This is a genomic window from Streptomyces sp. ALB3, from assembly GCF_044385685.1.
In the GTDB taxonomy this organism is placed as follows: Bacteria; Actinomycetota; Actinomycetes; order Streptomycetales; family Streptomycetaceae; genus Streptomyces.
Genome location: NZ_JBISCE010000041.1, coordinates 356,100 through 380,326, shown reverse-complemented (window position 1 = coordinate 380,326; position 24,227 = coordinate 356,100). Strand labels below are relative to the sequence as shown.

General features: G+C 72.7%; 14 protein-coding genes. 8 read left to right on the top strand and 6 right to left on the bottom strand.

The window, feature by feature from the left end; all coding sequences use genetic code 11:
- Positions 1-15: 15 nt before the first annotated feature.
- Genes ACHFIV_RS28210 through ACHFIV_RS28200 form a run of 3 tightly spaced genes read left to right on the top strand, consistent with a single transcriptional unit; the run spans position 16 to position 7,456 of the window.
- Positions 16-3,468 (top strand): bifunctional glycosyltransferase/CDP-glycerol:glycerophosphate glycerophosphotransferase, encoded by a 3,453-nt coding sequence (locus tag ACHFIV_RS28210; protein ID WP_398974751.1) that lies wholly within the window; start codon positions 16-18, stop codon positions 3,466-3,468.
- Positions 3,465-6,311 (top strand): bifunctional glycosyltransferase/CDP-glycerol:glycerophosphate glycerophosphotransferase, encoded by a 2,847-nt coding sequence (locus tag ACHFIV_RS28205; RefSeq protein ID WP_398974749.1) that lies wholly within the window; start codon positions 3,465-3,467, stop codon positions 6,309-6,311. The genes ACHFIV_RS28210 and ACHFIV_RS28205 overlap by 4 nt, the downstream gene beginning before the upstream one ends.
- The gene (locus ACHFIV_RS28200; RefSeq protein WP_398974746.1) at positions 6,308-7,456 is read left to right on the top strand and encodes a glycosyltransferase; all 1,149 of its coding nucleotides are present in this window, start codon (positions 6,308-6,310) and stop codon (positions 7,454-7,456) included. Before ACHFIV_RS28205 ends, ACHFIV_RS28200 begins: the two co-directional genes overlap by 4 nt.
- 51 nt (positions 7,457-7,507) lie before the next feature.
- Here ACHFIV_RS28200 and ACHFIV_RS28195 read toward each other — a convergent pair whose 3' ends face one another.
- From ACHFIV_RS28195 to ACHFIV_RS28175, 5 genes are all read right to left on the bottom strand, one after another.
- Entirely contained in the window at positions 7,508-9,742 is a 2,235-nt protein-coding gene (locus tag ACHFIV_RS28195; protein ID WP_398974743.1) for a bifunctional glycosyltransferase/CDP-glycerol:glycerophosphate glycerophosphotransferase, read from the bottom strand.
- A 176-nt stretch (positions 9,743-9,918) separates the two neighbouring features.
- Complete coding sequence (locus tag ACHFIV_RS28190; protein ID WP_398974740.1) at positions 9,919-10,824, bottom strand: carbohydrate ABC transporter permease; 906 nt, start codon at positions 10,822-10,824, stop codon at positions 9,919-9,921.
- Positions 10,821-12,194 (bottom strand): carbohydrate ABC transporter permease, encoded by a 1,374-nt coding sequence (locus ACHFIV_RS28185; protein ID WP_398974737.1) that lies wholly within the window; start codon positions 12,192-12,194, stop codon positions 10,821-10,823. The genes ACHFIV_RS28190 and ACHFIV_RS28185 overlap by 4 nt, the downstream gene beginning before the upstream one ends.
- A 4-nt stretch (positions 12,195-12,198) precedes the next feature.
- Positions 12,199-13,563, bottom strand: coding sequence for an ABC transporter substrate-binding protein (locus ACHFIV_RS28180; RefSeq protein WP_398974735.1), 1,365 nt, complete (start codon positions 13,561-13,563; stop codon positions 12,199-12,201).
- Between the two features lie 245 nt (positions 13,564-13,808).
- Positions 13,809-17,132, bottom strand: a complete 3,324-nt coding sequence (locus tag ACHFIV_RS28175) for an FHA domain-containing protein (RefSeq protein WP_398974732.1) — start codon at positions 17,130-17,132, stop codon at positions 13,809-13,811.
- A 429-nt stretch (positions 17,133-17,561) separates the two neighbouring features.
- Between ACHFIV_RS28175 and ACHFIV_RS28170 the strand changes: the two genes are divergently transcribed.
- The 4 genes from ACHFIV_RS28170 to ACHFIV_RS28155 all read left to right on the top strand — a co-directional run bounded on the left by ACHFIV_RS28170 (position 17,562) and on the right by ACHFIV_RS28155 (position 22,949).
- Positions 17,562-19,226 carry a serine/threonine-protein kinase gene (locus ACHFIV_RS28170; RefSeq protein WP_398974729.1) on the top strand — a complete coding sequence of 555 codons (1,665 nt, stop codon included), beginning with the start codon at positions 17,562-17,564 and terminating at the stop codon, positions 19,224-19,226.
- A gap of 146 nt (positions 19,227-19,372) precedes the next feature.
- A complete protein-coding gene (locus ACHFIV_RS28165) occupies positions 19,373-20,611 on the top strand; it encodes a serine/threonine-protein kinase (RefSeq protein WP_398974727.1) in 1,239 nt (412 codons plus the stop codon).
- A 69-nt stretch (positions 20,612-20,680) separates the two neighbouring features.
- Entirely contained in the window at positions 20,681-21,787 is a 1,107-nt protein-coding gene (gene prfB, locus ACHFIV_RS28160; protein WP_398974724.1) for a peptide chain release factor 2, read from the top strand.
- Positions 21,788-22,145: 358 nt separating this feature from the next.
- The gene (locus tag ACHFIV_RS28155) at positions 22,146-22,949 is read left to right on the top strand and encodes an LPXTG cell wall anchor domain-containing protein (protein ID WP_398974722.1); all 804 of its coding nucleotides are present in this window, start codon (positions 22,146-22,148) and stop codon (positions 22,947-22,949) included.
- Positions 22,950-23,080: 131 nt separating this feature from the next.
- Here the strand turns inward: ACHFIV_RS28155 and ACHFIV_RS28150 are convergent, their stop codons facing one another.
- On the bottom strand, positions 23,081-23,272 hold the full coding sequence (locus ACHFIV_RS28150; protein ID WP_103760450.1) for a hypothetical protein: 192 nt from the start codon (positions 23,270-23,272) through the stop codon (positions 23,081-23,083).
- Positions 23,273-23,533: 261 nt separating this feature from the next.
- Between ACHFIV_RS28150 and ftsE the strand changes: the two genes are divergently transcribed.
- Positions 23,534-24,223, top strand: a complete 690-nt coding sequence (gene ftsE, locus ACHFIV_RS28145) for a cell division ATP-binding protein FtsE (RefSeq protein WP_099172927.1) — start codon at positions 23,534-23,536, stop codon at positions 24,221-24,223.
- Positions 24,224-24,227 lie beyond the last annotated feature (4 nt).

The window sequence follows — 24,227 nt, the reverse complement described above, 5'->3', positions numbered from 1 at the left end:
ATCGTGCGCAGCGCCATGGCACCCCGTCTCACCGTCGTCGTCCCGTTCCACAACGTCGAGGAGTACCTCGGAGCCTGCCTGGATTCGCTCGCCGGGCAGACCATGGCCGACCTGGACGTCGTCATGGTCGACGACGGTTCGACGGACCGCGGTGCGGACGTGGCGCTGGAGTTCTCCCGGCAGGACCCGCGCTTCCGCCTGATCCGGCAGAAGAACGCCGGGCTCGGGGCGGCGCGTAACGCGGGGGCCGCGCAGGCCCGTCCGGAGACGGAGTTCCTGGCCTTCGTCGACAGCGACGACGTCGTACCGCCGGGCGCCTTCGCCAGGATGCTCGGCGAACTCGACGCGTCCGGATCGGACTTCGCGACCGGCAACGTCCTCAGGCTCCGGCCCGGCGGGGCGCTCGAACAGTCCCCGATGTTCCGCAAGCCGATGGAGAGGCCCCGCCGGGCCACCCACGTCACCCGGGACTGGGTCCTGCTCGGCGACCGCATCGCGTGCAACAAGGTGTTCCGCAGGTCCTTCTGGGACCTCCACGCCTTCGCCTTCCCGACGGGCGTCCTGTACGAGGACATCGCCGTGGTCCTGCCGGCCCACTTCCTGGCCCGGAGCGTCGACGTCGTGGAGGAGCCGGTCTACCACTGGCGGGACCGCGACGGTTCGATCACCAGCCGCCGCGCGGTGGCCCGGGGCATCCGCGACCGGGTCACCGCGGTGACCACGGTCAGCCGCTTCCTCGCGGAGCGGGGCATGACGGAGGCGAAGCGGCGCTACGACGAGCACGCCCTGTCCGGTGACCTGTGGCTGTTCATCGAGGCCCTCAGGGACGGTGACGAAAGCTTCCACGAAGCCTTCCTCACCCACGCCAACGCCTTCGCCGACACCGTGGCCCCGGCAGTCCTCGACGCCCTGCCCCTGCACCTGAGGGTCAAGTGGCAGCTCATCCGGGAGCGCAGGACGGCGGAGCTGCTCGCCCTCCTGGCCCACGAGTCCACCGACCGTGACACCTTCCACGTCAGGGGGCGGCTGCGGCCCCGGGCCGAGTACCCGGGCGTCGGGGCCCCCCTCCCGCGCGGGGTCACCGCGCTGTCCGCCGAGGACCTCCCCGTGCACGCGCATCTCACCGAGGCCGTGTGGCGGGGCGGGCTGCTGCACCTCAAGGGGTACGCCTACGTCCGCAACGCCCCGGGCAGGTCGGCGGGCGCCGCCTGGCTGAGGTCGGGCCGCCGGCTCCTCCCGCTGCGGCTGCGCAGGACGGTGACGGACGAGGCGGCGGCGGGATCGGGCCGTTCGCTGCACCGCTACGAACGGTCCGGCTTCGAGACCGTCGTCGACCCGCGCAGGCTCGTCACCCGGGGCACGGCGAAGGGGACCCGGACGGTCTGGAAGCTGGAATCCGTCGTCGTCGGCGCGGGACGGCCGCGCCGGGGCCCGATGCGGCTGCCCGGCAACCCGGCCGCGCCCGCCGTCCGGTACGTCGACGAGCGCACCCGGGTCGTGCCGGTGCTCTCCGGCAACAAGCTGGAACTGCGCGCCGAGCGGGTCGACGCCGTGCTCGCCGGCCACGGGCCGACCGAGGCCGCGGACGGCATCCGGATCGCGGTGCGCGTGCTGGGCGGGGACACGCCGACCGCCCTGCGCCTGCAGGAGTGGCGCACGAAGGAGACCCACGAGTTCCCGCTGGTGGCGGACGACACCTCGGACGGCCGTACGGTCGTCGCCGAGGTGCCGCTGGTGACGTTCCGGGGCACCGACGGCGACTGGGGGGTCCAGCTGGCCTGCGGGACCCGCCGGCCGGCGGTCGCGGCCCGCCCGGAGACCGACGCCGGACGGTACCCGCTGCCGGGCGGGCGCGAGGTCCACACCGCCGCGAACCCCTCCGGCGACCTGGTCCTCACCGACCGGGACGTGCGGCCCGTCGTCGGAAAGGCGGCGTGGACCGAGGACGCCGGACTGGTCCTGGAGGGGACCTTCCCGGCCGTACGGGACCGCCCGGTCGAGCTCGTCCTGCGCCACAGCGGCCACCAGGAGGAGAACACCTTCGCGGTGCGGAGCACGGAGGCGGGGTTCCGCGCGGAGCTGTCCCCGGGCGCGGTCGACGGCCCCGGGGGCGTGCTGCCGCTCGCCGAGGGCCGTTGGTACCCCTTCCTCAGGGAACGGGGTGAGACCGATCCGGAGCGCTATCTGCCGCTGCGCGTGGTGCACCAGCTGCACGCCGGGCTGCCGCTGGGGCAGGAGGCGGGCGGACGCCGTTTCACCCTGGAGAGGCGCTTCCACGACCGGCTGTCCCTGCACTCCGGCAGCGCGCTCCCGCCGGCGGACCGGAGCGCCTACGGGCAGCGCCGGCTGCGCGAGTGGTACGTGGGCCTGAGGGGGCGGGAGCTGCGGGACACCGTGCTGTACTCCAGCTTCGACGGGCGCCAGTACTCGGATTCGCCCCGGGCCGTCCACGAGGAGCTGGTCCGGCGCCGTATCGGCGTGGAGCACCTCTGGGTGGTCCGGGACCAGCAGGCCGCCGTACCCGCCGGGGTCCGCGCCGTGGCCCTGCACAGCGCCGAATGGTACGACGCCCTGGCCCGCAGCCGGTGGATCGTCACCAACACCCAGCTGCCCGAGTGGTTCGAGCGGGCCGAAGGCCAGTTCGTCGTCCAGACCTGGCACGGCACCCCGCTCAAACGCGTCGGCCGCGACCTGGCGGGCACCGCGTTCGCGGACACCGCCTACATCGAGTCCCTGCCGAGGCGGGCGGCCCAGTGGACCGTGCTCGTCTCGCCCAACCGCTTCTCCACGCCCGTCCTGCGCCGGGCCTTCGGCCACACCGGCGAGGTGCTCGAGTGCGGGTATCCGCGCAACGACCTGCTGCACGCCGCCGACCGGGCGAAGACCGCCGACGCCGTACGGCAGGCGCTCGGCGTGGCCGAGGGCAAGCGGGTCGTCCTGTACGCCCCCACCTGGCGGGAGGACCGGCCGAAGCAGAGCGGCAGGTACGGGCTCGACCTCCAACTGGACCTCCAGGAGGCGTGGAAGGCGCTCGGCGACGACCACGTCCTGCTGGTGCGCCGCCACTACCTGGTCGGCGGGAGCGTCCCGGAGAACGACTTCGTCCGTGACGTGTCACGCCACCCCGACGTCGCCGAGCTGATGCTGATCAGCGACGTGCTGGTCACGGACTACTCGTCGCTGATGTTCGACTTCGCCCAGACCGGCCGGCCGATGCTCTTCCACACCTATGACCTGGAGCACTACCGGGACACCGTGCGCGGCTTCTGCTTCGACTTCGCGAACAGGGCGCCCGGCCCGCTGATCACCGACTCGGCCGCCGTCATCGAGGCACTGCGCGACCCGGACGCCGCGACGGCGGACCACCGCGAGGCGTACGCCGCTTTCCGCGAGGCGTTCTGCGACCTCGACGACGGGACCGCGGCCGCCCGGGTCGTGGACCGGATGGCGAAGGGGTGCCAGGGATGAGCACGCCCGACTTCAGCTGCGTGGTCAGCGCCGCGGACGGCGGGGAGGAAGCGCTGACGGCGACCGTGGACTCCGTACTCGACCAGAGCCTGCGCGCCGTCGAAGCACTCGTCGTCCTGCCCGCCGGCGCACCCGCCGCCCTGCGCAGGACGGCGGGAGCGCTCGCCGCCCGCTCCCCGGAACGGATCCGCGTGCTCGACCCGGGCTCCGACACCGTCGCCTCGCTGCGCAACGCCGGCCTGGACGCGGCGCGTGGCACGTACGTCCTCGTGCTCGACGCCGGCGAGCGCCTTCAGCGGCACGCCTGCCGCAACCTCTGGGAGGCCGGCTCGCGCACCGGGGCCGACCTGGTGGCCGGGCGCTGGAGCCGGCTCACCGGGGACGGCACCAAGGAACGCGAACCTTCCTGGCAGCACGCCCTGTTCCTCCGCTCCCGCACCGTCGGCCGGTTCACCGAGGCACCCGGACTGGTGGTGCACGACGCCCTGGTGACCGGCTTCTGCCTGCGCCGCGCGGCGTTGGAGCGGCACGCGCTGCGCTACGCGGAGGACCTCACCCGGAGCGGGATGCTGTTCGGCCCCCTCGCGGCGGCGGTGGTCGGCCGGATCGCCCTCGTACGCCGCCGGATCGTCTCCGGGCGGGCCCTGCCCGACGCCGGACAGGACCTCGCCGGACTCGTCGAGGCGCACCGGCGGGTGTGCCACGTGCTGGTGGCACAGGGGCTCGATGAGCTGCGCGGGGAGCGGGACCGCGCCTTCCTGGCCGACCATCTCGTACCGCTGGTGCGCTGCTTCCCCGAACTGCCCGCCGGGACCCGCGAACGCGTCGCGGTGACAGCGGCGCGTGTGCTGCCCGGCTCCGTCCCGGAGCCGGCTCTGCTCACCCTCCCGCCCGTCGAGCGCGTCGGCGTACGGCTGCTGGAGCGGGGCGACGAGGACGGTGTGCTCACCGCGGCGTACGCGCTGCGCAGGCGCGGCACCGTGACCGCCCCCCTCTCCGTGGGGGACGACGGGCGGGTGTACTGGCCGGGCGGTCCTGACCCGGTGCTGGACGTCACCGAACTCGGGCACCAGTACCGCACGTTCGGGGAGCTGAAGCTGATGAACAGGCTCACCCGCTACGAGACCGAGGGCCGCCACGTCCTCCTCGCGGGCCGGCTCGTGCTGCCCGCCCACACCGGGCCCGGCCCGGACGGCCCGCTCACGGCCCGCCTGGAGTTCCGCGTACGCGACGGCTCCCGCGCCTTCCGCGCCCCGGTCGCGGAACTGCGGCCCGACGCGACCGGGATCAGCTGGTCCACCCGCGCCGACCTCACCCGTCTGCTGCGCCCCCTGGGGCCCCGCGACACCGTGTGGGACGCGCGGATGGTCGTGGAGGACGGCAGGACCCGCTCGGTGAGCGACCTCTTCGCCCCCCGCGACCTCGTCGGCCCGGCGGACCGCTCGCCCGCACTGCCCCGGCTGGGCAGAACGGCCGGGGACACCTGGCAGCCCTACATCACCCTCCGGGACCACCTGGCGCTGCGCCTCGAAGCCCGGCGCCGGCCCGCCCGCACGGCCCGCCGACTGGTGCACTACGCCACCCACTTCCGCCCCGCCCGCCGTGTCAGGCTCCTGCTCCGGTCCCTGCGCAGGCGCCGGGACCGGCTGCACGCCAGGGGCCTCAAGGTCTCCGTCTACCGCTCCTGGCTGCTCAGGCTGCCCGTGCGCAAGGGCTCCGTCGTCTTCGAGAGCCACATGGGCACCTGCTACGGCGACAGCCCCCGGGCCGTCCACGAGGAGGTGCGCGCCCGGGGCCTCCCGTTGCGCTGCGTCTGGTCGTACGCCGACTCCCCGGCGGGCTTCCCCACCGACGCCAGGCTGGTGCGCCGCTGGTCGTGGCGCTATCTGTGGGCCCTGGCCCGGGCGGAGTACTGGGTCGACAACCAGGGCTTCCCGCAGAACCTGGACAAGCCCTCCGGCACGACCTACCTGCAGACCTGGCACGGCTCGGCCTACAAGCGCATGGGGTTCGACGAGACCCGGGTGCGCATGCAGAACGCCCCGCAGCGTGAACGGCTCCAGCAGGCCGTCGACCGATTCGACCACTTCCTCGTGCGGTCACGGCACGACGAGCGCACGCTGGCCCGGGCCTACCGGCTGCCGGGGAGGACGCTGCTGCGCACCGGTTACCCGCGCAACGACGTCCTGCTCGCGGCGCGTGCCCGGGACGAGACCGAGGGGCGGCTGCCGCGCCCGGCGCTGGCGGCCGAGCTCGGCCTGCCCGACCACCGCAAGGTCGTGCTGTACGCACCGACCTTCCGGGGCGGGCCGGGCAGGCGCAAGCGGCAGAAGCTCCTGTTCGACGCGGCGCGCTTCGCGGAACGCTTCGGTGACACCTACACGCTGCTGGTGCGGGCGCACTACCTCGAGGCGGCGAGCCTGCCGGCCTGTCCGCCCGGGACGGTCGTCGACGTGTCGGGCCACCACGACGTCAGCGAACTGCTCACGCTGGCCGACGTCCTGGTCACCGACTACTCGTCGATCATGTTCGACTACGCGCTCCTGGACCGTCCGATCGTCCTCTTCGCCCCCGATCTCGACGCCTACGCCGCCGAGCGGGGCAGCTACTTCGACCTGCGGGAGAAGGCGCCCGGGCCGGTGACCGCGACCGAGGAGGAACTGTTCACCGTGCTGGCCGGACTGAAGAGGGCGGACACCGGCTTCCAGGAGCGACGCGCCGCCTTCGCCGCGGAGTTCGGCGGTTACGACCGGGGGGACGCGGCCAGGGCGGTCGTCGACACCGTGTTCGCCAGGCACCTCGTCCCGTCCCGCACCGTCCGTACCGGGGAGGCCGGCCGATGAGCCGCAGCCGGGACGTCTTCATCGTCTCCAACAGCACCGACGAACTGGGCGGGGTGACCGGCTGGATGCACCGGAGCGCCCAGTTGTTCCAGGAGGCGGGCCACCGGGTGCACACCATCGGCATCCATGCCGCCGAGCGGAAGATGGTCCTGCCCGATCCGCCCGGGTACCCCGTGACCGCCCTGTATCCGGCGCACCCTCCGACGCCCTGGGCGGCCAGGGGGTTCCGGGACCGCTTCCGGGTCGCCGCCCGGCGGGCCGAGGCCGCCCGTGTGGCCCGGAAGCGGCGTGCGGTCGACCGGCTCTCGGAGATCTTCCGGGCCGCCCGGCCCGGCGGAGTGGTGATCGTCAGCCAGGTCTGGGCCATGGAGTGGGTCGGCGAGGCGGACACCGGTGGGCTGCGGGTCATCGGGATGAGCCACGAGTCGTACGACTACTCGCGCGCGAGCCACCGCTACCGCTGGATCAAGAACCACTACCCGCCGCTCGACCGCTGGCTGGTCCTCACGGAGGAGGACGCGGACAAGTGGGCGGGGGACGGGATGAACAACGTCGGTTTCATGCCCAACGCCCTGGCGGCGCTGCCCGACGTGCCCTCCCCGCGCCGGGAGAAGTCGGTCGCGAGCATCGGCCGCCTCACCGACCAGAAGGGCATCGACATGCTTCTGGACACCTGGGCGCTGGTGGCTCCGCAGCGTCCCGACTGGCGGCTGGACGTGTACGGGGCGGGCGAGGACGAGGCGGACCTCAGGGCCCGGTGCACCGGCCTGGGGCTCGACTCCTCGGTCGTCTGGCGGGGGCGCACGGACGACGTCCCCGGTGCGCTCGCCGCCTCCTCCGTCTTCGTCCAGTCCTCACGCGGCGAGGGCTTCCCGCTCGCCCTGCTGGAGGCCATGGCGAGCGGTCTGCCGTGCGCGGCGTTCGACTGCGCGCCGGGTGTGCGGGAGATCGTGCGGCACGGTGAGGACGGGCTGCTCGCCCCCGCCGGTGACATCGGCGCGCTCGCCGACCGGCTGCTCCGGCTGACCGGTAACCCACGGCTGCGGGACGCGATGGGGGACCGGGCGCGGTCCAATGTCCAGCGGTTCTCCGAAGCGGAGGTCATGGGCCGCTGGGAAGAGCTGTTCGCCCTGCTGGAGCGCTGAGCGTCCCCCGGGCAGGCAGCGCTCCCCGTGGCCCCGGTCCACGCCGGGGCCTCACCCGCCGGTGTACTCCCGCACCGGTACCTGCCGGGGGACCCCGGTGCGCCCACGGCCCGTCAGCGGGGCGGGCAGCGGCATCCCCGAGGTGTCGCCGAGGAAGACGCGGCGCACCACCCGCTCCGCCGCGTGCCCGTCGTCGTAGGGACAGAACCGGGCCCGGAACGCCGCCCGGCGCTGCGCGGAGCGGGGTCCGCGCCAGTGGTCCGTGGCGAAGATCTCGTGCAGCTCGTCCTGGTCACGGGCCACCGCCCCGGGCGGGAAGGACGCCGGATCGAAGTAGGTGCCACGGGCTGCTTCGTACGCCTGCGCGTCCTCCAGGTGGAGGACGACCGGCCGGTCCAGGTTGACGTAGTCGAACATCAGCGACGAGTAGTCCGTGATCAGACCGTCGGAGGCGAGGCAGAGCTCCTCGACGGACGGGTGGGCGCTGACGTCGATGATGCGCGGGTGGCGGGTGTGGCCGGCGGTGGCCCGGGCCGTGGCGTCCAGGTAGTGGGACCGGGCCAGGATCACGAAACGGGGTCCCAGGACGCGGACCAGCTGCTCCAGGTCGAGGGAGTGCCGCTGGGCGCGCCGGTAGTCGCGGTGGGTGGGCGCGTACAGCAGGGCGGTGCTGCCCTCGGGGATGCCGAGGCGTTCGCGCAGGCGCGCGGTCGTGCCGGGGCCGGCGCGGTGGAACACGTCGTTGCGCGGGCTGCCGTACTCCAGCGTGGTGTACCCGGACGGATAGGTGCGCTCCCACACGAGCGTGGAGTGCTGGTTGGCCGAGAGGGAGAAGTCCCACTTGTCGACGTTGCGCAGCAGCTGGACGAAGTCCATGGAGCCGGCGGCGGCGGGGCGGTGCACGAGGTCGGTGCCCATGGTCTTCAGGGGCGTCCCGTGATGCGTCTGCAGGAGGACCTGGCCGTGTCTCTTCACGAGCCGGCGGTCGAAGTTGACGTTGTTGACGAGGTACTTGGAGCGCGCCAGAGCCGTCCAGTAGGCGGCTGTACCCGGGTGCAGCACGCGGGTCGCGTCCGGCACGGTGTGCGCGTCCTCGGGCCGGCAGATCCAGTAGGTGCGCAGCCCGGGGACGAGGGCTCTGGCCGTGGCCTCCAGGGCCGCGGGGCTGCAGGTGTACCCGCGGTGCCAGTAGGCGGTGAACACCGCGTCCCGGCTCCGGACGGGCAGCCGCAGCTGGACCCGGTAGTGCAGCTGCATCGCCGCCCCGCGGGCCGCCCGGCGCACCGTGGCGGCCGCACGCCCGAGCCGGCCGCGCAGCCGCTGGGCGGCCCACAGGGCGCGGTACGTGCGGTGGGCGCCCAGCCGGAACAGCGCGTGCCTCAGCCGGGTGCGGCGGGGCACGGGTGTCCCCGGGGCGCGGTAGCGGCGGCAGTGGGCGCGGGCGCGACGGAAGAACTGCGCCCGGGTCCCGCGCGGCAGCCGGCCCCGGGAGGTGAACAGGGTCGAGAAGTGGTCGAGCATCCGGCGGAACATGACCGGTCGCCAGGGGGCGAGTTCGGGGCGGGCGTCGATGAAGGCGAAGACGCGGTCGTACTGGTCGAACACGTCGAAGTGCCGGTGGGTGGTGGTGGAGAGGATGTTGCCCCGGCGCCGCTGCCGGTACCCCACGCAGACGGCGTCCAGTACGGCGATCGACCCGGCCGCCATCAGCACCGGGTAGGTCCAGGGGGTGTCCTCGTAGTAGCCGGGCGGGAAGGTGAAGCCCTCGGCCTCGACGAACTCGCGGCGGTACGCCTTGTTCCAGACGACCATCAGGACCTTGAGCAACTCGGGCCGCTCCGCGAGCCGGAAGGTGGCGGGGCCGGTCTCGGCGAGGTGCTGCGCGAACGTGTTGCGCACGCTCTCGCCCGACCAGTACGTACGGGCGTAGTCGTAGACCAGGACGTCCGGGCCGCCGGTGGCCTCCAGGCGGTCGGCGATGGCCTGGAGCGCCTCGGGGGCGAAGGTGTCGTCGCCGTCCAGGAAGAGCAGGTAGTCGCCGGTCGCCCGGGCCACCCCGGCGTTGCGGGCGGGTCCGAGGCCGGAGTTCTGCGGCAGGTGGACGGCGCTGACCCGTGGGTCGCGTACCGCGTACTCGTCGGCGATCGGGCCGCAGGCGTCCGGTGAACAGTCGTCGACCACGATGATCTCGTAGTCCTTGAACGACTGGTTCAGCACGGAGTCGAGACACGCGTGCAGATACGCCTGGACCCGGTACGCGGGCACGATGACACTGAACCGGGGCACAACACATCCAGGGGTCGCTCGCGGGCGGGCAGGTGGCCCGCAAACGGCCGATGGAGTGACTTGGTTACGCGAGGTGTGGCATTCGGGGGAACAACGAGGTAGGGCGGCCCGATCGCGAGTGAACGGGCCGCCCTCGTGTTGACGAACGTATGTCCTGCCGTGCCGTCGGGCCGCCGTTACTTGACGGCGCCCGCCATCACCCCGGAGACGAACTGCCGCTGGAAGGCGAAGAACACCGCCAGCGGGATCACCATGGACACGAAGGCGCCGGGCGCCAGCACGTCGATGTTGTTGCCGAACTGCCGGACCTGCTGCTGGAGGGCCACGGTGATCGGCGGGGACTCCGAGTCCGCGAAGATCAGCGCCACCAGCATGTCGTTCCACACCCAGAGGAACTGGAAGATCCCGAGCGAGGCGATCGCGGGGCCGCCGAGCGGCATCACGACCCGGGTGAACAGCCGGATCTCGCCCGCACCGTCCAGCCGTGCGGCCTCCAGCAGCTCACGCGGGATCTCGGCGAAGAAGTTCCTCAGCAGGAAGATGGCGAACGGCAGGCCGAACGCCGTGTGGAACATGATCACACCGAAGGTCGTCTCGAAGATCCCGATACTGCCGAAGAGCTCGGACACCGGGATCAGCGCGACCTGCACGGGGACCACCAGCAGCCCCACCACCACCAGGAACCACCAGTCACGACCGGGGAAGTCCATCCAGGCGAAGGCGTAACCGGCGAACGAGCCGATGACGACCACCAGGAACGTGGACGGAACGGTGATCATGACCGTGCTGAACAGGGAGTCGGTGATGGTCGAGTTCTCCAGCAACCGCTGGTAGTTGGCGAAGGTGAGCTCGGAGGGAGCGGTGAAGACCTTCCACCAGCCGGTCGCCGCGATGTCCTCGGCCCCGCGCAGCGAGGAGAGCAGCAGCCCGATGGTCGGCATCAGCCAGAACAGGGCCACCAGGACGAGGAAGACCCGCATGGCGCCGCCGCCGGCCCGGGCGGCGATCCGGGCGCCGAGCGACTGCTCCGCCTTCCTGCCCGGCTCGGCCCTCGTCACCTTCTCGGTTTCGGTCGTGGTCACCGGCGTCCCTCCTTCCGCATCCGGCGGATGTTGAACAGCATCACCGGGATCACCAACAGCAGCAGGAGTACGGCGATGGCGCTGCCGACCCCGAGATCCGCGTCCGTGCCGAACGAGGAGCGGTAGAGCTGGAGGGCCAGGACGTTGGCGTCGTCCTGGGAGGAGCCCGGCGCGATGATGAAGACCAGGTCGAAGATCTTCAGTACGTTGATCATCAGAGTGACCAGGACCACCGCGAGTACGGGGGCGAGCATCGGCACCGTGATCCGGCGGAACACCTGCCACTCGTTCGCGCCGTCCACCCGCGCCGCTTCGAGGAGTTCGCGCGGGAGGCCCGCCAGACCCGCGGCGATCAGCACCATCGCGAACCCGGCCCACATCCAGACGTAGCTGCCGATGATCCCCGGCGTCACGAGGGACGGCCCGAGCCAGTCGACACCGTTGTACGGCTCGCGGAAGTTGTCCGCCGGGAGCCGGAGCTGGGCCCCGTCGGCCGATGCGGGCAGGGTGAACACCCCGTCCGCCCCGGCCGTCGCCTCGGCGACGACCTTCCCGTCCTTCACCGCTTCGACGGTGATGCCCTTGAGTCCGAGCTCCTCGGGATCGACGACGTTCGGTCTGCCGCCACCGCCCTTGGTGAAGTCGAGCCAGGCCGTCCCGGTGATGCCGTCGCCGGACGCGGTGGCCGCCTTGGCGGGCTCCGCGTCGCCCGGCATCTTCGCGGGCACCACACCGACCAGCGGCAGGCTCACCGGTTCACCGGCGCGGACCGTCTCCTTCGTCACGAAGGAACCCCCGCCGCCGGCCTCCAATGGGTGCACGGGCAGCGGATGCGCCTTCGGGAACCCGGAGGACTGGGCGAACGTGTCGTGCACGCCCACCGCCACGGCGTTGGCGACACCACGCTCCGGCGCCTGTTCGTACACCAGCCGGAAGATGATGCCGGCGGCCAGCATGGAGATCGCCATCGGCATGAACACGATCAGCTTGAACGCGGTGCCCCACCGGATCCGCTCGGTGAGCACCGCGAAGATCAGGCCGAGCACGGTGGCGACCGTCGGCGCGAACACCACCCAGACGGCGTTGTTCTTGACCGCCGTCCGGATCGTGTCGTCCGTGAACAGCGCCTTGTAGTTGTCGAGCCCGGCGAAACCGGTGCCGGACTGGTCGAGGAACGAGCGGTAGACGGAGTACACGATCGGATAGACCACGAGGGAGCCGAGCAGCACCAGGGCCGGCAGCAGGAATGCAGCCGCGACGGCCCTCCGGGTGCCGGTCACGCTTCCGCGCGGGCGCTTGCCCGTGCTCGTGTCAGGACGCTTGTCGGCGGGGGGCGCGCTTCCGGCGCCCCCCGCTGTCGCTGTGGTCATCCCGTCAGCTCGTGTACGCCTTGGCCGCGTCGGACTCCAGCTTCGCTTGAGTCCCCGCGATGTCCTTCGGATTCTTCAGGAAGTCCTGGAGCGTCTTCCACTCACCCTTGCCGGGCGTACCGCCGAACGACTGCGGGGCCTGGTCGGACATGTCGAACCGGACGTCGTCACCGGCGGCGATCAGCGCCTCGGCGATCTTGCGCTGAACGTCGTTCGGGTACGCGGCCGCGTCCAGGGCCTTGTTGGGCGAGATGAACCCGCCGGTCTCCGCCCAGATCTTCGCGGCGTCGGTCGAGGCGAGCCAGGTCAGCAGCGCCTGGGCGCCCTTGCTGTCCTTGAGCGCCACGGCCGCGTCACCACCCGTCACCACGGGGGACTCGGCGCCGACCGCGGGGAACGGGAAGACCTTGGCGTCCGTACCGATCTTCGCCTCGGTCTGCGCGATGTTGATGGAGACGAAGTCGCCCTCGAAGACCATCGCGCCCTTGGGCTGGTCCCCACCGGTGAACGTCTGGGTGACCGACACCGGGAACTCCGTCTGCAGCGCGCCGTCGGCGCCGCCGGAGATCAGGCCCGGCTTGCCGAAGAGTTCGGCGAGCGTGGTCAGCGCGTCCTTGACGGACGGGTCCGTCCACTTGATCTCGTGCTTGGCCAACTGGTCGTACTTCTCCGGCCCCGCCTGGGAGAGGTAGACGTTCTCGAACCAGTCGGTGAGGGTCCAGCCGTCCGCCCCGCCGACCGAGACCGGGGTGACACCGGAGGCGGAGACCGTCTCGGCCGTGGCCAGGAAGTCCTTCCACGTCTTCGGCACACTCGCGCCCGCGTTCTCGAACGCCTTGGCGTTGTACCAGATCAGCGACTTGTTGGCGGCCTTGAAGTAGACGCCGTACTGGGTGCCGTCGACCGCGCCGAGGTCCTGCCAGACCTTCGCGTAGTTCTTGCTCAGCTGGGCCTTCGCCTCCGGGCCCACCGGCTTGGCCCACTTCTTGGCCACGGCCTGCTGGATCGCGCCCACCTGCGGGATCATCGCGACGTCCGGGGGCTGGCCGCCCGCTATCTTCGTACCGAGGAAGTTGACGATCGGGTCCTGCGCGGGGACGAAGGTGACCGTGGCACCCGTCCGCTTCTCGAACTCGTCGAGGACCTTGGTGAAGTTGGCCTGCTCGGGCCCGGTCCAGACCGCGGCCACCGATAGCTTCTCGCCGTCCAGCTTCGGCAGAGTGACGCTCGACGGGCTGTCCTCGCCCTTGCCCGAGCCCCCGCCCGTCTTGTCCTTCCCGGCGCCGTCGTCACCGCAGCCGGTGAGGGCCAGTGCCCCGATCGCGGTGAACACCAGTGCGGCCCTACGCATTCGAAGGGTTGTGCGCATCCCTGCCCCGTCTCTCCTGCGCGCGCATGAGTATGGACCGCACCAGCGGTGTAACCCTTCGGTGCCGTCACTTCTCACATCGTGCGGTTCACATCGTCCGTGCGCACAGTCCTATGCCCGGCGCACCGGAGCCGCAAGACCGATCCCCACGTCAACCACATGATCGTGATGGGCTCGTGACGTCCCGTCAGTAGGACCCGGGTGCCCGCTCGCGACGGCCGCTCCAGGGGCGGATGGCGGCGCGCTCACGGAATCAGCGGAGGGAGCGGCTCCGCGTTCACCGAACGGGCCGCCCTCTCCAGGGCGCTGGCCAGCAGCGCGAGGTCGGTGGGCCCGTTGCCCAGCTCGCGGACCGGACGGCGGGTCGGCGGATCCCCCATCCGTTCCCACTCGAGCGGTACGACGGTGGGGCGCAGGGTCGCCGTGCGCGGGATACGGCCGGTGACCCGGCCGCCCTGGAACGGCGTCACCCGGCCGTCCGGATGCCCCAGACGCCCCCGGCCCGGCGCGGCCTCGTCGGGGGACGGCGGGACGACGGGCGGGTCGAGGACGATGCGCAGCCGCGCTCCGCGGGCCAGCTCCGTGTCCTCGGTGCGGTCCGGGCGGGCGGACGTGGCGACCAGGTGGACGCCGAGACGCCCGCCGTCCCTGGCCACGGCCTCCAGCACCCGGACGACGGATCCGGCGGACGGACGGCCCGGGCTGCCGAGGGCCGGGGCGACCAGGGCGTCGAAGTCGTCGGCCAGGACGACCAGCCGGGGAAGAGGGGAGGGCCCGGGGTCCACCGGGCGGGCCGCCGCGGGCCGCAGCCGCAGGGTGCCGCCTGCAGGCGACTCGAGGTCACCGCGCTGCTCGGCGGCGCCCGCGGGGCGACGGCCGGTGAGCGCCTGCGATTCCTCGTACCGCGCGTGCCATCCGGCGAAGTCCAGAGGGCCGAGCAGCTCCGCCCGGCGCTTCAGCTCGCCGCCCAGCGCCTGGGCGAACTCCCGCATCCGTACGGGGTCGGAGGCCACCAGGTGCGTGAAGACGTGCGGCAGCTCCGTGCAGGGGCGCAGCCCCTCGCCGCGCTCCCCGTGCTCACCGCCGGACCCGTCGATGAGGAGGATGCCGAGCCTGTCGGGGCGGGCGGCGGACGCGAGGGAGGCGGCGACGGCGCGCAGCAGCTCCGTACGGCCGCTGCCCGCGGGCCCCTCGATGAGCAGATGGGGCCCTTCGTCCGCCAGATCGACGGAGAGGGGGCCCCGGGGGCCGGCGCCGAGCACGAGCACGGGACGTGCCGCGTACCCGCGGTTCCCGCCCGAGGGCCCGGTGTCCACGCCGCTGTCCCGTCTCTGCGCGCCGATCCGGGAGGAACCGCCCCCGGCCGCGGAGGCGTAGGCGGAGCTGCCCGAGCCCGAGGTCGTCGGTCCACCGCTCCGGAAGCGTCCCGAGTCGGGCGACTCACGCTGCGGGCCCACCCGGGGCCCGGTGCTGAGGGTGCGGCCGGAGCTCGTCGTGTCCAGGTCGCCGCCGGCGGGCGCGGCGGCGCGCACCGACGCCCCCGGCTGGTCCTCGGCCGTGGAGGCCCAGCGGGCCATCAGGGAGGCCGGTGTGGCCCTGGCGAGACCCAGCTCGTCCAGCAGACGGGCGGAAGGCGGCAGGGCCGCGGCCACGAGCCGGCCGGGCAGGGGAGCCGTGCCCTCGTCGCGCAGCGGGGCGAGGGCGCGCCCGAACCTCTCGGCCCAGGCCGACGAGACGGCGTCCACCGCGGCGACGGTGCCATGGCCCGCCGCCTGGCCGCCGGCGGTGCGCAGCAGCCGCAGCGCGGTCGCCACGTCACCGCTCAGCAGGGCGACCGCCCCGCACTCGCGGAACGCGATCGAGGCCCGGCACGCCGTGTCGTAGGTCGCGGCGACGGGGGAGGTGGGGGAGGCGGCCGGGGTCTCGGCCAGACAGATCAGGTGGATCCCGCTCGCGGCTCCGGCGCCGGCCAGCCCGGCCGTCGTCTCGCGCAGGGCCGCGGAGCCGGGATCGCCGTCGACGATCACCACGGTGTACGGCCCGGTGTGGCGGTGGGCGGCCCCGGCCACGGACTCCCTGTCGGCGCTCGCCCAGCCGCTCCCCAGCGGCCCGTCCTCCATGCGGCGGACGAGCTCCGCCGCGCGGGCGCCGGCCTGCTCGCGGTCGTACGCGAGGAGGAGGCGGCAGTCCTGGCCGTGCATGGGGCGCAGATGGGGCAGCCAGCCGAGCCATGCCCACTCGCGCCGTCGCTCCTCCAGGCTCCGGGCCCGGTCCGTGCTGATCAGCACGATCTCCAGGTCGAAGGGGGAGTGCAGGGCGGCGAGCTGGGCCACCGTCGAGCGGGCGAGTCCGGACAGCCGGTCCCGGGGGCCCGCGAGCCCGAGCGAACCGGCCTCCCGCAGCCCCACGGTGACCGGAACGGCGGGCAGATCGGCCCGCTCCGTCGTGCCGAGCCGTACGACCAGGGCCTCGGGGTGCGCGGTGTCCCGCTCCCACAGCCGGGGCCCGGGGCCGAGCGCCGTGAGGAGGACGGTCGCGGGGTCAGGCCAGGTGCCCGCCGGAGCGGAGGGGGCGTGAGGGGGGCCGGAGGGGGCGCGCGAGGCGGACGCGGGATCCTGCCCGCCGGCCGGCGCGTCACCGGCAGGCGTGGTGTGGGCCTGTTCTCCCTTGCCACCCTTGAGCCGTCGCGCCCAGGCGCCTATGCCACCCCTCCTGGGTCCCTCGTCGTGCGCGAGTGCGGCGCCACGGCCGTGGGTGACCTGAGGAAAGGGTTCGCCCCGGTGCGTGTCGTGGCCGGACGGGCCGTCACCGAGGGCCTCGTGGACGCCGTGCGCTGAGGAGGCGGGGCTGTCAGAGTGCCCCGGGCCGCCGCCCCGGCCCGGATCGGGTTCCCCGGGCGCCGGGGCGCCGCCCGCCGCCTCCGCGCGGGCCACCCGCAGATGGCCCTCGCCGTCCGGCGTCGTCGTCAGGGTGGGGGCGCGGTCGCCGGGCGTGAGCCGGAGCGTGGACTCCCCGATCCGCAGCAGGGCGCCGGGGGCCAGCCGGACCGGGCGGTCGTCGATCTCCGTGCCGTCCAGGGAGGTGCCGTTGGTGGAGCCGAGATCGGCGACGGAGACCCGGCCGTCGTCGGAGACGGTCACGGCGCAGTGGAGCCGCGAGACGTCGGGGTCGTCGAGCGGGACGTCCGCCTCCGCGGAGCGGCCGATCCTGATCTGCCCGCCGTGCAGCAGGTGGACGCCCCCGGCGTCCGGCCCCGCGACCACGTGCAGCCGGGCCGGGACGGTGTCGTCGGCCGCCTCGTCGTCACCCGGGACCTGGAGCGAGAGCACGGCGCCGTCCACCAGGGGCGGCTCACCGAGGGCGCAGCGCTGCGGATCGAGCCGCTCCCGCCCGGCGTACAGCACGGTGGCGCCGCCGCCCAGGGAGCCCTCCGGGCCGGAGACCGCCGCGGCCAGGCCGGAGGCGACGGCTGCGAGAGCCGTCCCGGCGGGCGCGGTCACGAGCACGTCGCAGGCGCGTGCCGGGGTCTGGCCGCTGCGCGGCGCGAGGACGGTCAGCCGGATCTGCATCGCCGTCAGCGGTCCCTTCTGCGCGGGGTGCCCGGCAGGGGAGACGCCCTGTGATTCCCCCCACCCGGCACGGACGCGTCGTCCGGTACAGGTCGTCACGGAGTGTGAGGCTTCCGACCTCACAGTTCCGTGCTGGAGGCATCCTCGCACCTGACACCGACAACACGCCCGGGGGTGGCCACCAAGTGATCTTGAATGGCCGAGTGTGGGTGCAAAAGTGCCTGCTTGGTCCTGCCGGAGAGGTGCTGCACACTCGTTCGGCAACCAACTCCTCCGTGTCTGCGTCTTCCCGGTCCTCCCCTGCCCGCAGGGGCGACACGGCCGGCGGACGACCGGACGGTGCCCCGTACGGCGGCACTACAGTGGGCCGGGACATCCGGGCGGGCCCGGGGGGACCGCAGGCACAACGATCAGCAGGGAGCGCATGACGTGCGGCCGGTAGGCAGCAAGTACCTGCTCGAGGAGCCGCTCGGACGCGGCGCCACGGGCACCGTCTGGCGAGCCCGCCAGCGGGAGACCGCGGGCGCCGAGGCGGCCGTCGCCGGGCAGCCCGGCGAGACCGTTGCGATCAAGGTGCTCAAGGAGGAGCTCGCCAACGACGCGGATGTCGTGATGCGGTTCCTGCGCGAGCGCTCCGTGCTGCTGCGGCTCACCCACGCGAACATCGTGCGCACCCGCGACCTCGTCGTCGAGGGTGATCTCCTCGCCCTGGTGATGGACCTGGTCGACGGCCCGGACCTGCACCGCTACCTCCGGGAGAACGGCCCGCTCACCCCGGTCGCCGCCGCGCTGCTCACCGCCCAGATCGCGGACGCGCTGGCCGCGAGCCACGCCGACGGTGTCGTGCACCGCGACCTGAAGCCCGCCAACGTGCTGCTCGACGAGCGCGACGGCGGCATGACGCCCATGCTCACGGACTTCGGCATCGCGCGCCTCGCGGACTCCCCGGGGCTGACCCGGACCCACGAGTTCGTCGGTACACCGGCCTATGTGGCACCCGAGTCCGCCGAGGGCCGTCCGCAGACCTCCGCCGTCGACATCTACGGCGCCGGCATCCTGCTGTACGAGCTGGTGACCGGCCGTCCGCCGTTCGCCGGCGGCACCGCGCTCGAGGTGCTGCACCGGCACCTCAGCGAGGAGCCCCGGCGCCCCAGCACCGTCCCCGAGCCGCTGTGGACGGTCATGGAGCGCTGCCTGCGCAAGGACCCGGACCAGCGTCCCAGCGCCGTGAACCTCGCCCGCGCGCTGCGTACCGTCGGCGCGGGCATCGGCGTCCACGCGAACTCGGCGCAGATCGCCGCCGCCGAGGGAGTGGGGGCCCTGCTGGCCCCCGACCCGGCGCCCGCCGCCGTCCCGGACACCCCGGGCGCGGCCGACCCCACCCAGGTGCTGCCGAGCAACGCGGGTTCGTACGATCCGGCCGCGCCGACCAGCGTGATGCGGCAGACCCCGGGAGGGGGCGGCCAGGCCGACCCGACGGCGATGATGCCGCCCGTGCCGCCGCGCCCGGACGGCCCTCCGCAGCCCGACGAGCCGCACCCCTGGCAGTCGCAGCTCCGGGCCGCCCGCGACCGGAACGAGCAGACGCAGGTCCAGTACCTCGACCCGAGCCAGGACCCGCTGCGCCGCCGGCCCCAGCGCCACCAGCCGCCGCAGGGGCAGCCGCCGCAGGGCCGGCCGCCCCAGCAGCAGCCCCAGCGCGGCGCCCAGCAGTACCCGCAGCAGCAGCAGCAGCCGCAGCGCTACCAGCCGCAGCAGCAGCCCCCGCAGCGGCGGCCCCCGCAGCCGCAACCGCAGCGGCAGCAGTACGCGCCCCCGCAGCAGCCCGCGCCCCAGCCGCCGGCCCCGCGTCCGCCGAGGCAGCGCAGCGCCAACCCGATGCGCATCCCCGGCCTCGGCTGCCTCAAGGGATGCCTGTTCTCGGTCGTGCTGCTGATCGTGGCCGGCTGGCTCATCTGGGAGCTGACCCCGCTGCAGGACTGGGTGGCCCAGGGCAAGAGCTTCTGGGACGCCATAGGGGACGGCATCGGCAAGGTCACCGGCTGGTTCGAGGACCTCGGCGGGAGCGGTTCGGGCGGCACGACCGGCCAGTAACGTGCACGATTCTGTATCTTTGTCGACTTCTGCGGGCCTAATCGGCCCGCAGAAGTCGGGGTTGGCGCCATCCAGGGCACACGACACCCCGTTCGCCGCGTAACTTTGTCGACCGGGGGTCAACGCCAGCCGCTGAGGGAGCAGTCTTGGCACGGAATATCGGCAGCCGGTACACCGCCCACCAGATCCTGGGGCGCGGCAGCGCCGGCACGGTGTGGCTCGGTGAGGGGCCTGAGGGCCCGGTCGCCATCAAGCTGCTCCGCGAGGACCTCGCGTCCGACCAGGAGCTCGTGGGCCGCTTCGTGCAGGAGCGCACCGCGCTGCTCGGGCTCGGCCATCCGCACGTCGTCGCCGTCCGCGACCTCGTGGTGGACGGCACCGACCTGGCGCTGGTGATGGACCTGGTGCGCGGCACCGACCTGCGCACCCGTCTGGACAGGGAACGCCGGCTGGCCCCCGAGGCCGCCGCCGCGATCATCGCCGACGTCGCCGACGGGCTCGCCGCCGCGCACCGCGCCGGCGTGGTCCACCGCGACGTCAAGCCGGAGAACATCCTGCTCGACATGGAGGGTCCCCTCGGCCCGGGCGGCTCGCACCCGGCGCTGCTCACGGACTTCGGCGTCGCCAAACTGATCGACACCCCGCGCCGCACGAAGACCACCAAGATCATCGGCACACCGGACTACCTGGCCCCCGAGATCGTCGAGGGCCTCCCGCCGCGCGCCGCCGTGGACATCTACGCCCTCGCGACCGTGCTCTACGAGCTCCTCGCCGGCTTCACCCCCTTCGGCGGCGGCCACCCCGGGGCCGTCCTGCGCCGCCACGTGACCGAGACGGTCGTCCCTCTCCCGGGCATCCCCGAGGAGCTGTGGCAGCTCCTGGTCCAGTGCCTGGCCAAGGCCCCGGCCTCGCGCCTGCGCGCCTCCGAGCTCGCGGCCCGGCTGCGGGAGCTGCTCCCGCTGCTGGCCGGGATACCCCCGCTCGACGTCGACGAGCCGGACAACGAGGCCGAGCCGCAGGCGTACGACGAACAGCAGTACACCCCCGCCGCCGACGAGCCCCGTCGCCGCGGCGCGGTCCCGCTGGTGCCCGCCTCCTCGCCGGACTCCAACCGGGACACCCACACGAGCATGCGTGTCCCCGGCCCCGACGAGCTCTCCGGAGGCCCTCTCGGCACGGCCCGCGCCCCACGCGCCCCCGGCAGGCCCCGGCCCGGCTCGGCCCGGAACAAGTCGGCGGCCGTCCGCAAGCGGCGTATCACCCTGGGTCTCGCGGCGGTCGCGCTGTGTACGGCGATAGGGGTGGGCGGGTGGCTCGCCGCCGGAGGCGACGATTCTGGCGGGGCCCCCGAGGACACACGGAATTCGGCGCCCACGACCCCCTGAGGAGCGTCCGGGAGGTGCCGGGATCCGGGGGAGGGACAGGTTCACCCGCCCACCCGTTACGCTGGACCCGTGGCAGTCGTCGATATTTCCGAAGAGCTCAAGTCCCTCTCCTCGACCATGGGGTCGATCGAGGCCGTCCTGGACCTGGATGCGCTGAGGGCCGACATCGCCGCGCTCGAGGAGCAGGCGGCGGCGCCGTCCCTCTGGGACGACCCGGAGGCGGCGCAGAAGATCACCAGCAAGCTTTCACACCTCCAGGCCGAGGTCCGAAAGGCCGAGGCCCTGCGGAGCCGTATCGACGATCTCGGCATCATGTTCGAGCTCGCCGAGGACGAGGGCGACGCCGACGCGCTCGCGGAGGCGGAGACCGAGCTGGTCTCCGTCAGGAAGGCGCTGGACGAGATGGAGGTCCGCACGCTCCTCTCCGGCGAGTACGACGCGCGCGAGGCCCTGGTCACCATCCGGGCCGAGGCAGGCGGCGTCGACGCCGCGGACTTCGCCGAGAAGCTCCAGCGCATGTACCTCCGCTGGGCCGAGCGGCACAACTACAAGACCGAGGTCTACGAGACCGCGTACGCCGAAGAGGCCGGCATCAAGTCGACCACGTTCGCCGTCGAGGTGCCGTACGCCTACGGCACGCTCTCCGTCGAGCAGGGCACGCACCGTCTCGTGCGCATCTCGCCGTTCGACAACCAGGGCCGCCGCCAGACGTCCTTCGCGGGCGTCGAGGTGCTGCCGGTGGTCGAGCAGACCGACCACATCGAGATCGACGAGTCCGAGCTGCGTGTCGACGTGTACCGCTCCTCGGGCCCGGGCGGCCAGGGCGTCAACACCACGGACTCCGCGGTGCGTCTGACGCACCTGCCCACCGGCATCGTCGTCTCCTGCCAGAACGAGCGCTCGCAGATCCAGAACAAGGCGTCCGCGATGAACGTCCTCCAGGCGAAGCTCCTCGAGCGCCGCCGCCAGGAGGAGCAGGCGAAGATGAACGCGCTCAAGGGCGACGGGGGCAACTCCTGGGGCAACCAGATGCGTTCCTACGTCATCCACCCGTACCAGATGGTCAAGGACCTGCGTACGGAGTTCGAGATCGGCAACCCCGAAGCGGTCTTCAACGGTGAGATCGACGGGTTCATCGAGGCCGGCATCCGCTGGCGCAAGCAGAGCGAGAAGTAGCCGCGGCGGTAAGCCGTTCGGGCCCGGACAGGATTTCCTGTCCGGGCCCTTCGCTTATTCACCCGCCCCGGCGCACAGGGGAGTTGAGGGGAAGGTGTGGTGAATGCGTCACAGTCGTGGTTCCGAATAGGCGTCAAGAACCCCCATAGCGCCGCGTATGCCCCCGGAACGTCCTTGACGTAGGTCTTAACTCTGGACAGGGTGCTAGGGCAGCACGCGTATGTCTGGGACAGGTGTGATCGGGGGCGGGCGGGATGACCACGGTACGGCGTGGCCCTGCAGAGAATGTGACCCCGCAGGGCCGTGGACCGCATAGGGCTGCTCCATCGACGAGATCAGCTACTGGGGGTAGCAACAGATGACGAAGAAGACGCGGATCCGCGTCGCGCGGATAGCCGCCGGCGCGGTTATCGCAGCAGGTGCCTCGCTCACCGCCGCGGGTGCGGCTCAGGCCGTGGGCATCGACGTCAACATCGCCGGCGTCGGCGTGAACGCCGAGGCCGGCAACGAGGGCCTCGAGGTCGGTGTCGGATACGACAACCCGACCAACCCGGGTGAGCCCACGGACCCGACGGACCCGACGGACCCGACCAACCCGGGTGAGCCGACGGACCCGACGGACCCGACCGATCCCACGGACCCGACGGACCCGACGGACCCCACGGACCCGACGGACCCGACGGACCCCACGGACCCGACCGATCCCACGGACCCCACGGATCCGACGGACCCCACGGACCCGACGGACCCCACGGACCCGACCGATCCCACGGACCCGACGGACCCCACGGATCCCACGGACCCGACGGACCCGACGGACCCGACGGACCCGACGGACCCGACGGACCCCACGGACCCGACGGACCCCACGGACCCCACGGACCCGACGGACCCCTCGGCTCCGGCGAACCCGGGTGACGACGGCGACAACGGTGCCGGTAACTGCGTCGTGGGTGCCGAAGGTGCCAACTGCGCCGACAACACCGACACGGACAGCGCCGGCAACCAGCCGGTCGAGCAGAGCAAGGGCAAGGACGAGCTCGCCGAGACCGGTGCGGCTGAGACCACGTTCCTGCTGGTCGGCGCCGCGACGATGATCGCCGGTGGCATCGGCTTCCGCATCCTGCCGCGTCTGGCCGGAAGCGGTCGCGCCACCGCCTGACGTCCGTGAGCGCACGCTGAGGGGCCCGGGAGAGCCGTCATGGCACTCCCGGGCCCCTTCGCCTGCCTGGACCACTCCTGGGGCCGTACGCGCACGCCTCGGCCGCCGGACGGCGGGATGCGGCCTCCGGCTCAGACGGCCTGGTGCGCCAGCAGCGCGAGAGCGGCCACCAGGATCACCATCAGCGCTATCAGCATCGCCGGATTGAGCCCTGCGAACGGCCCCTGCTCCTGCATGCGCTCCCGGCTCGCCCGGCACACACGGCAACGGCCCTCGTTCACGGGCGCCGCGCAGTTCGCGCACACCAGTCGGTCATAGGTCATGCGCAGTCCTCCTCCCGCGCGGCGCGGGAGCCGCATTCACGTTCTCTCCGCACAACGCTCAGGGAAACGCAACCGTTCCCCCTACCACTGTGCCAGCTCGGGCCGGTTTCGGCGCGGCCCGCCGGACGAGGTCCGGCCCGCCCCGTTTCGTTCCGTGCCGCTTTCCGTCACAAATCCCTCATTGCCGGACGCCGACTGCACGCGCTCACCGGGTTCGCGTATGGTCACGCTCACCTACCCCCGGCCGACCGTGGTGCATCCGTGATCCGATTCGACAACGTCTCCAAGACCTACCCGAAGCAGAGCCGTCCAGCTCTCCGGGACGTCTCACTCGACATCGAGAAGGGTGAGTTCGTCTTCCTGGTGGGCTCCTCCGGCTCCGGCAAGTCCACCTTCATGCGGCTCATCCTGCGGGAGGAGCGCGCCAGCCAGGGCATGGTCCACGTCCTCGGCAAGGACCTCGCGCGGCTGTCCAACTGGAAGGTGCCGCAGATGCGCCGCCAGCTGGGCACCGTCTTCCAGGACTTCCGCCTCCTCCCCAACAAGACCGTCGCCCAGAACGTGGCCTTCGCGCAGGAGGTCATCGGCAAGCCGCGCGGTGAGATCCGCAAGGCCGTGCCGCAGGTCCTCGACCTCGTGGGGCTGGGGGGCAAGGAGGACCGGATGCCCGGTGAGCTCTCCGGTGGTGAGCAGCAACGCGTCGCCATCGCGCGGGCGTTCGTCAACCGCCCCATGCTGCTGATCGCGGACGAGCCGACCGGCAACCTCGACCCGCAGACCTCCGTGGGCATCATGAAGCTGCTGGACCGGATCAACCGGACCGGCACCACCGTGATCATGGCGACCCACGACCAGAACATCGTCGACCAGATGCGCAAGCGCGTCATCGAGCTCGAGCAGGGCCGTCTCGTACGCGACCAGGCGCGCGGCGTCTACGGCTACCAGCACTGAGAGG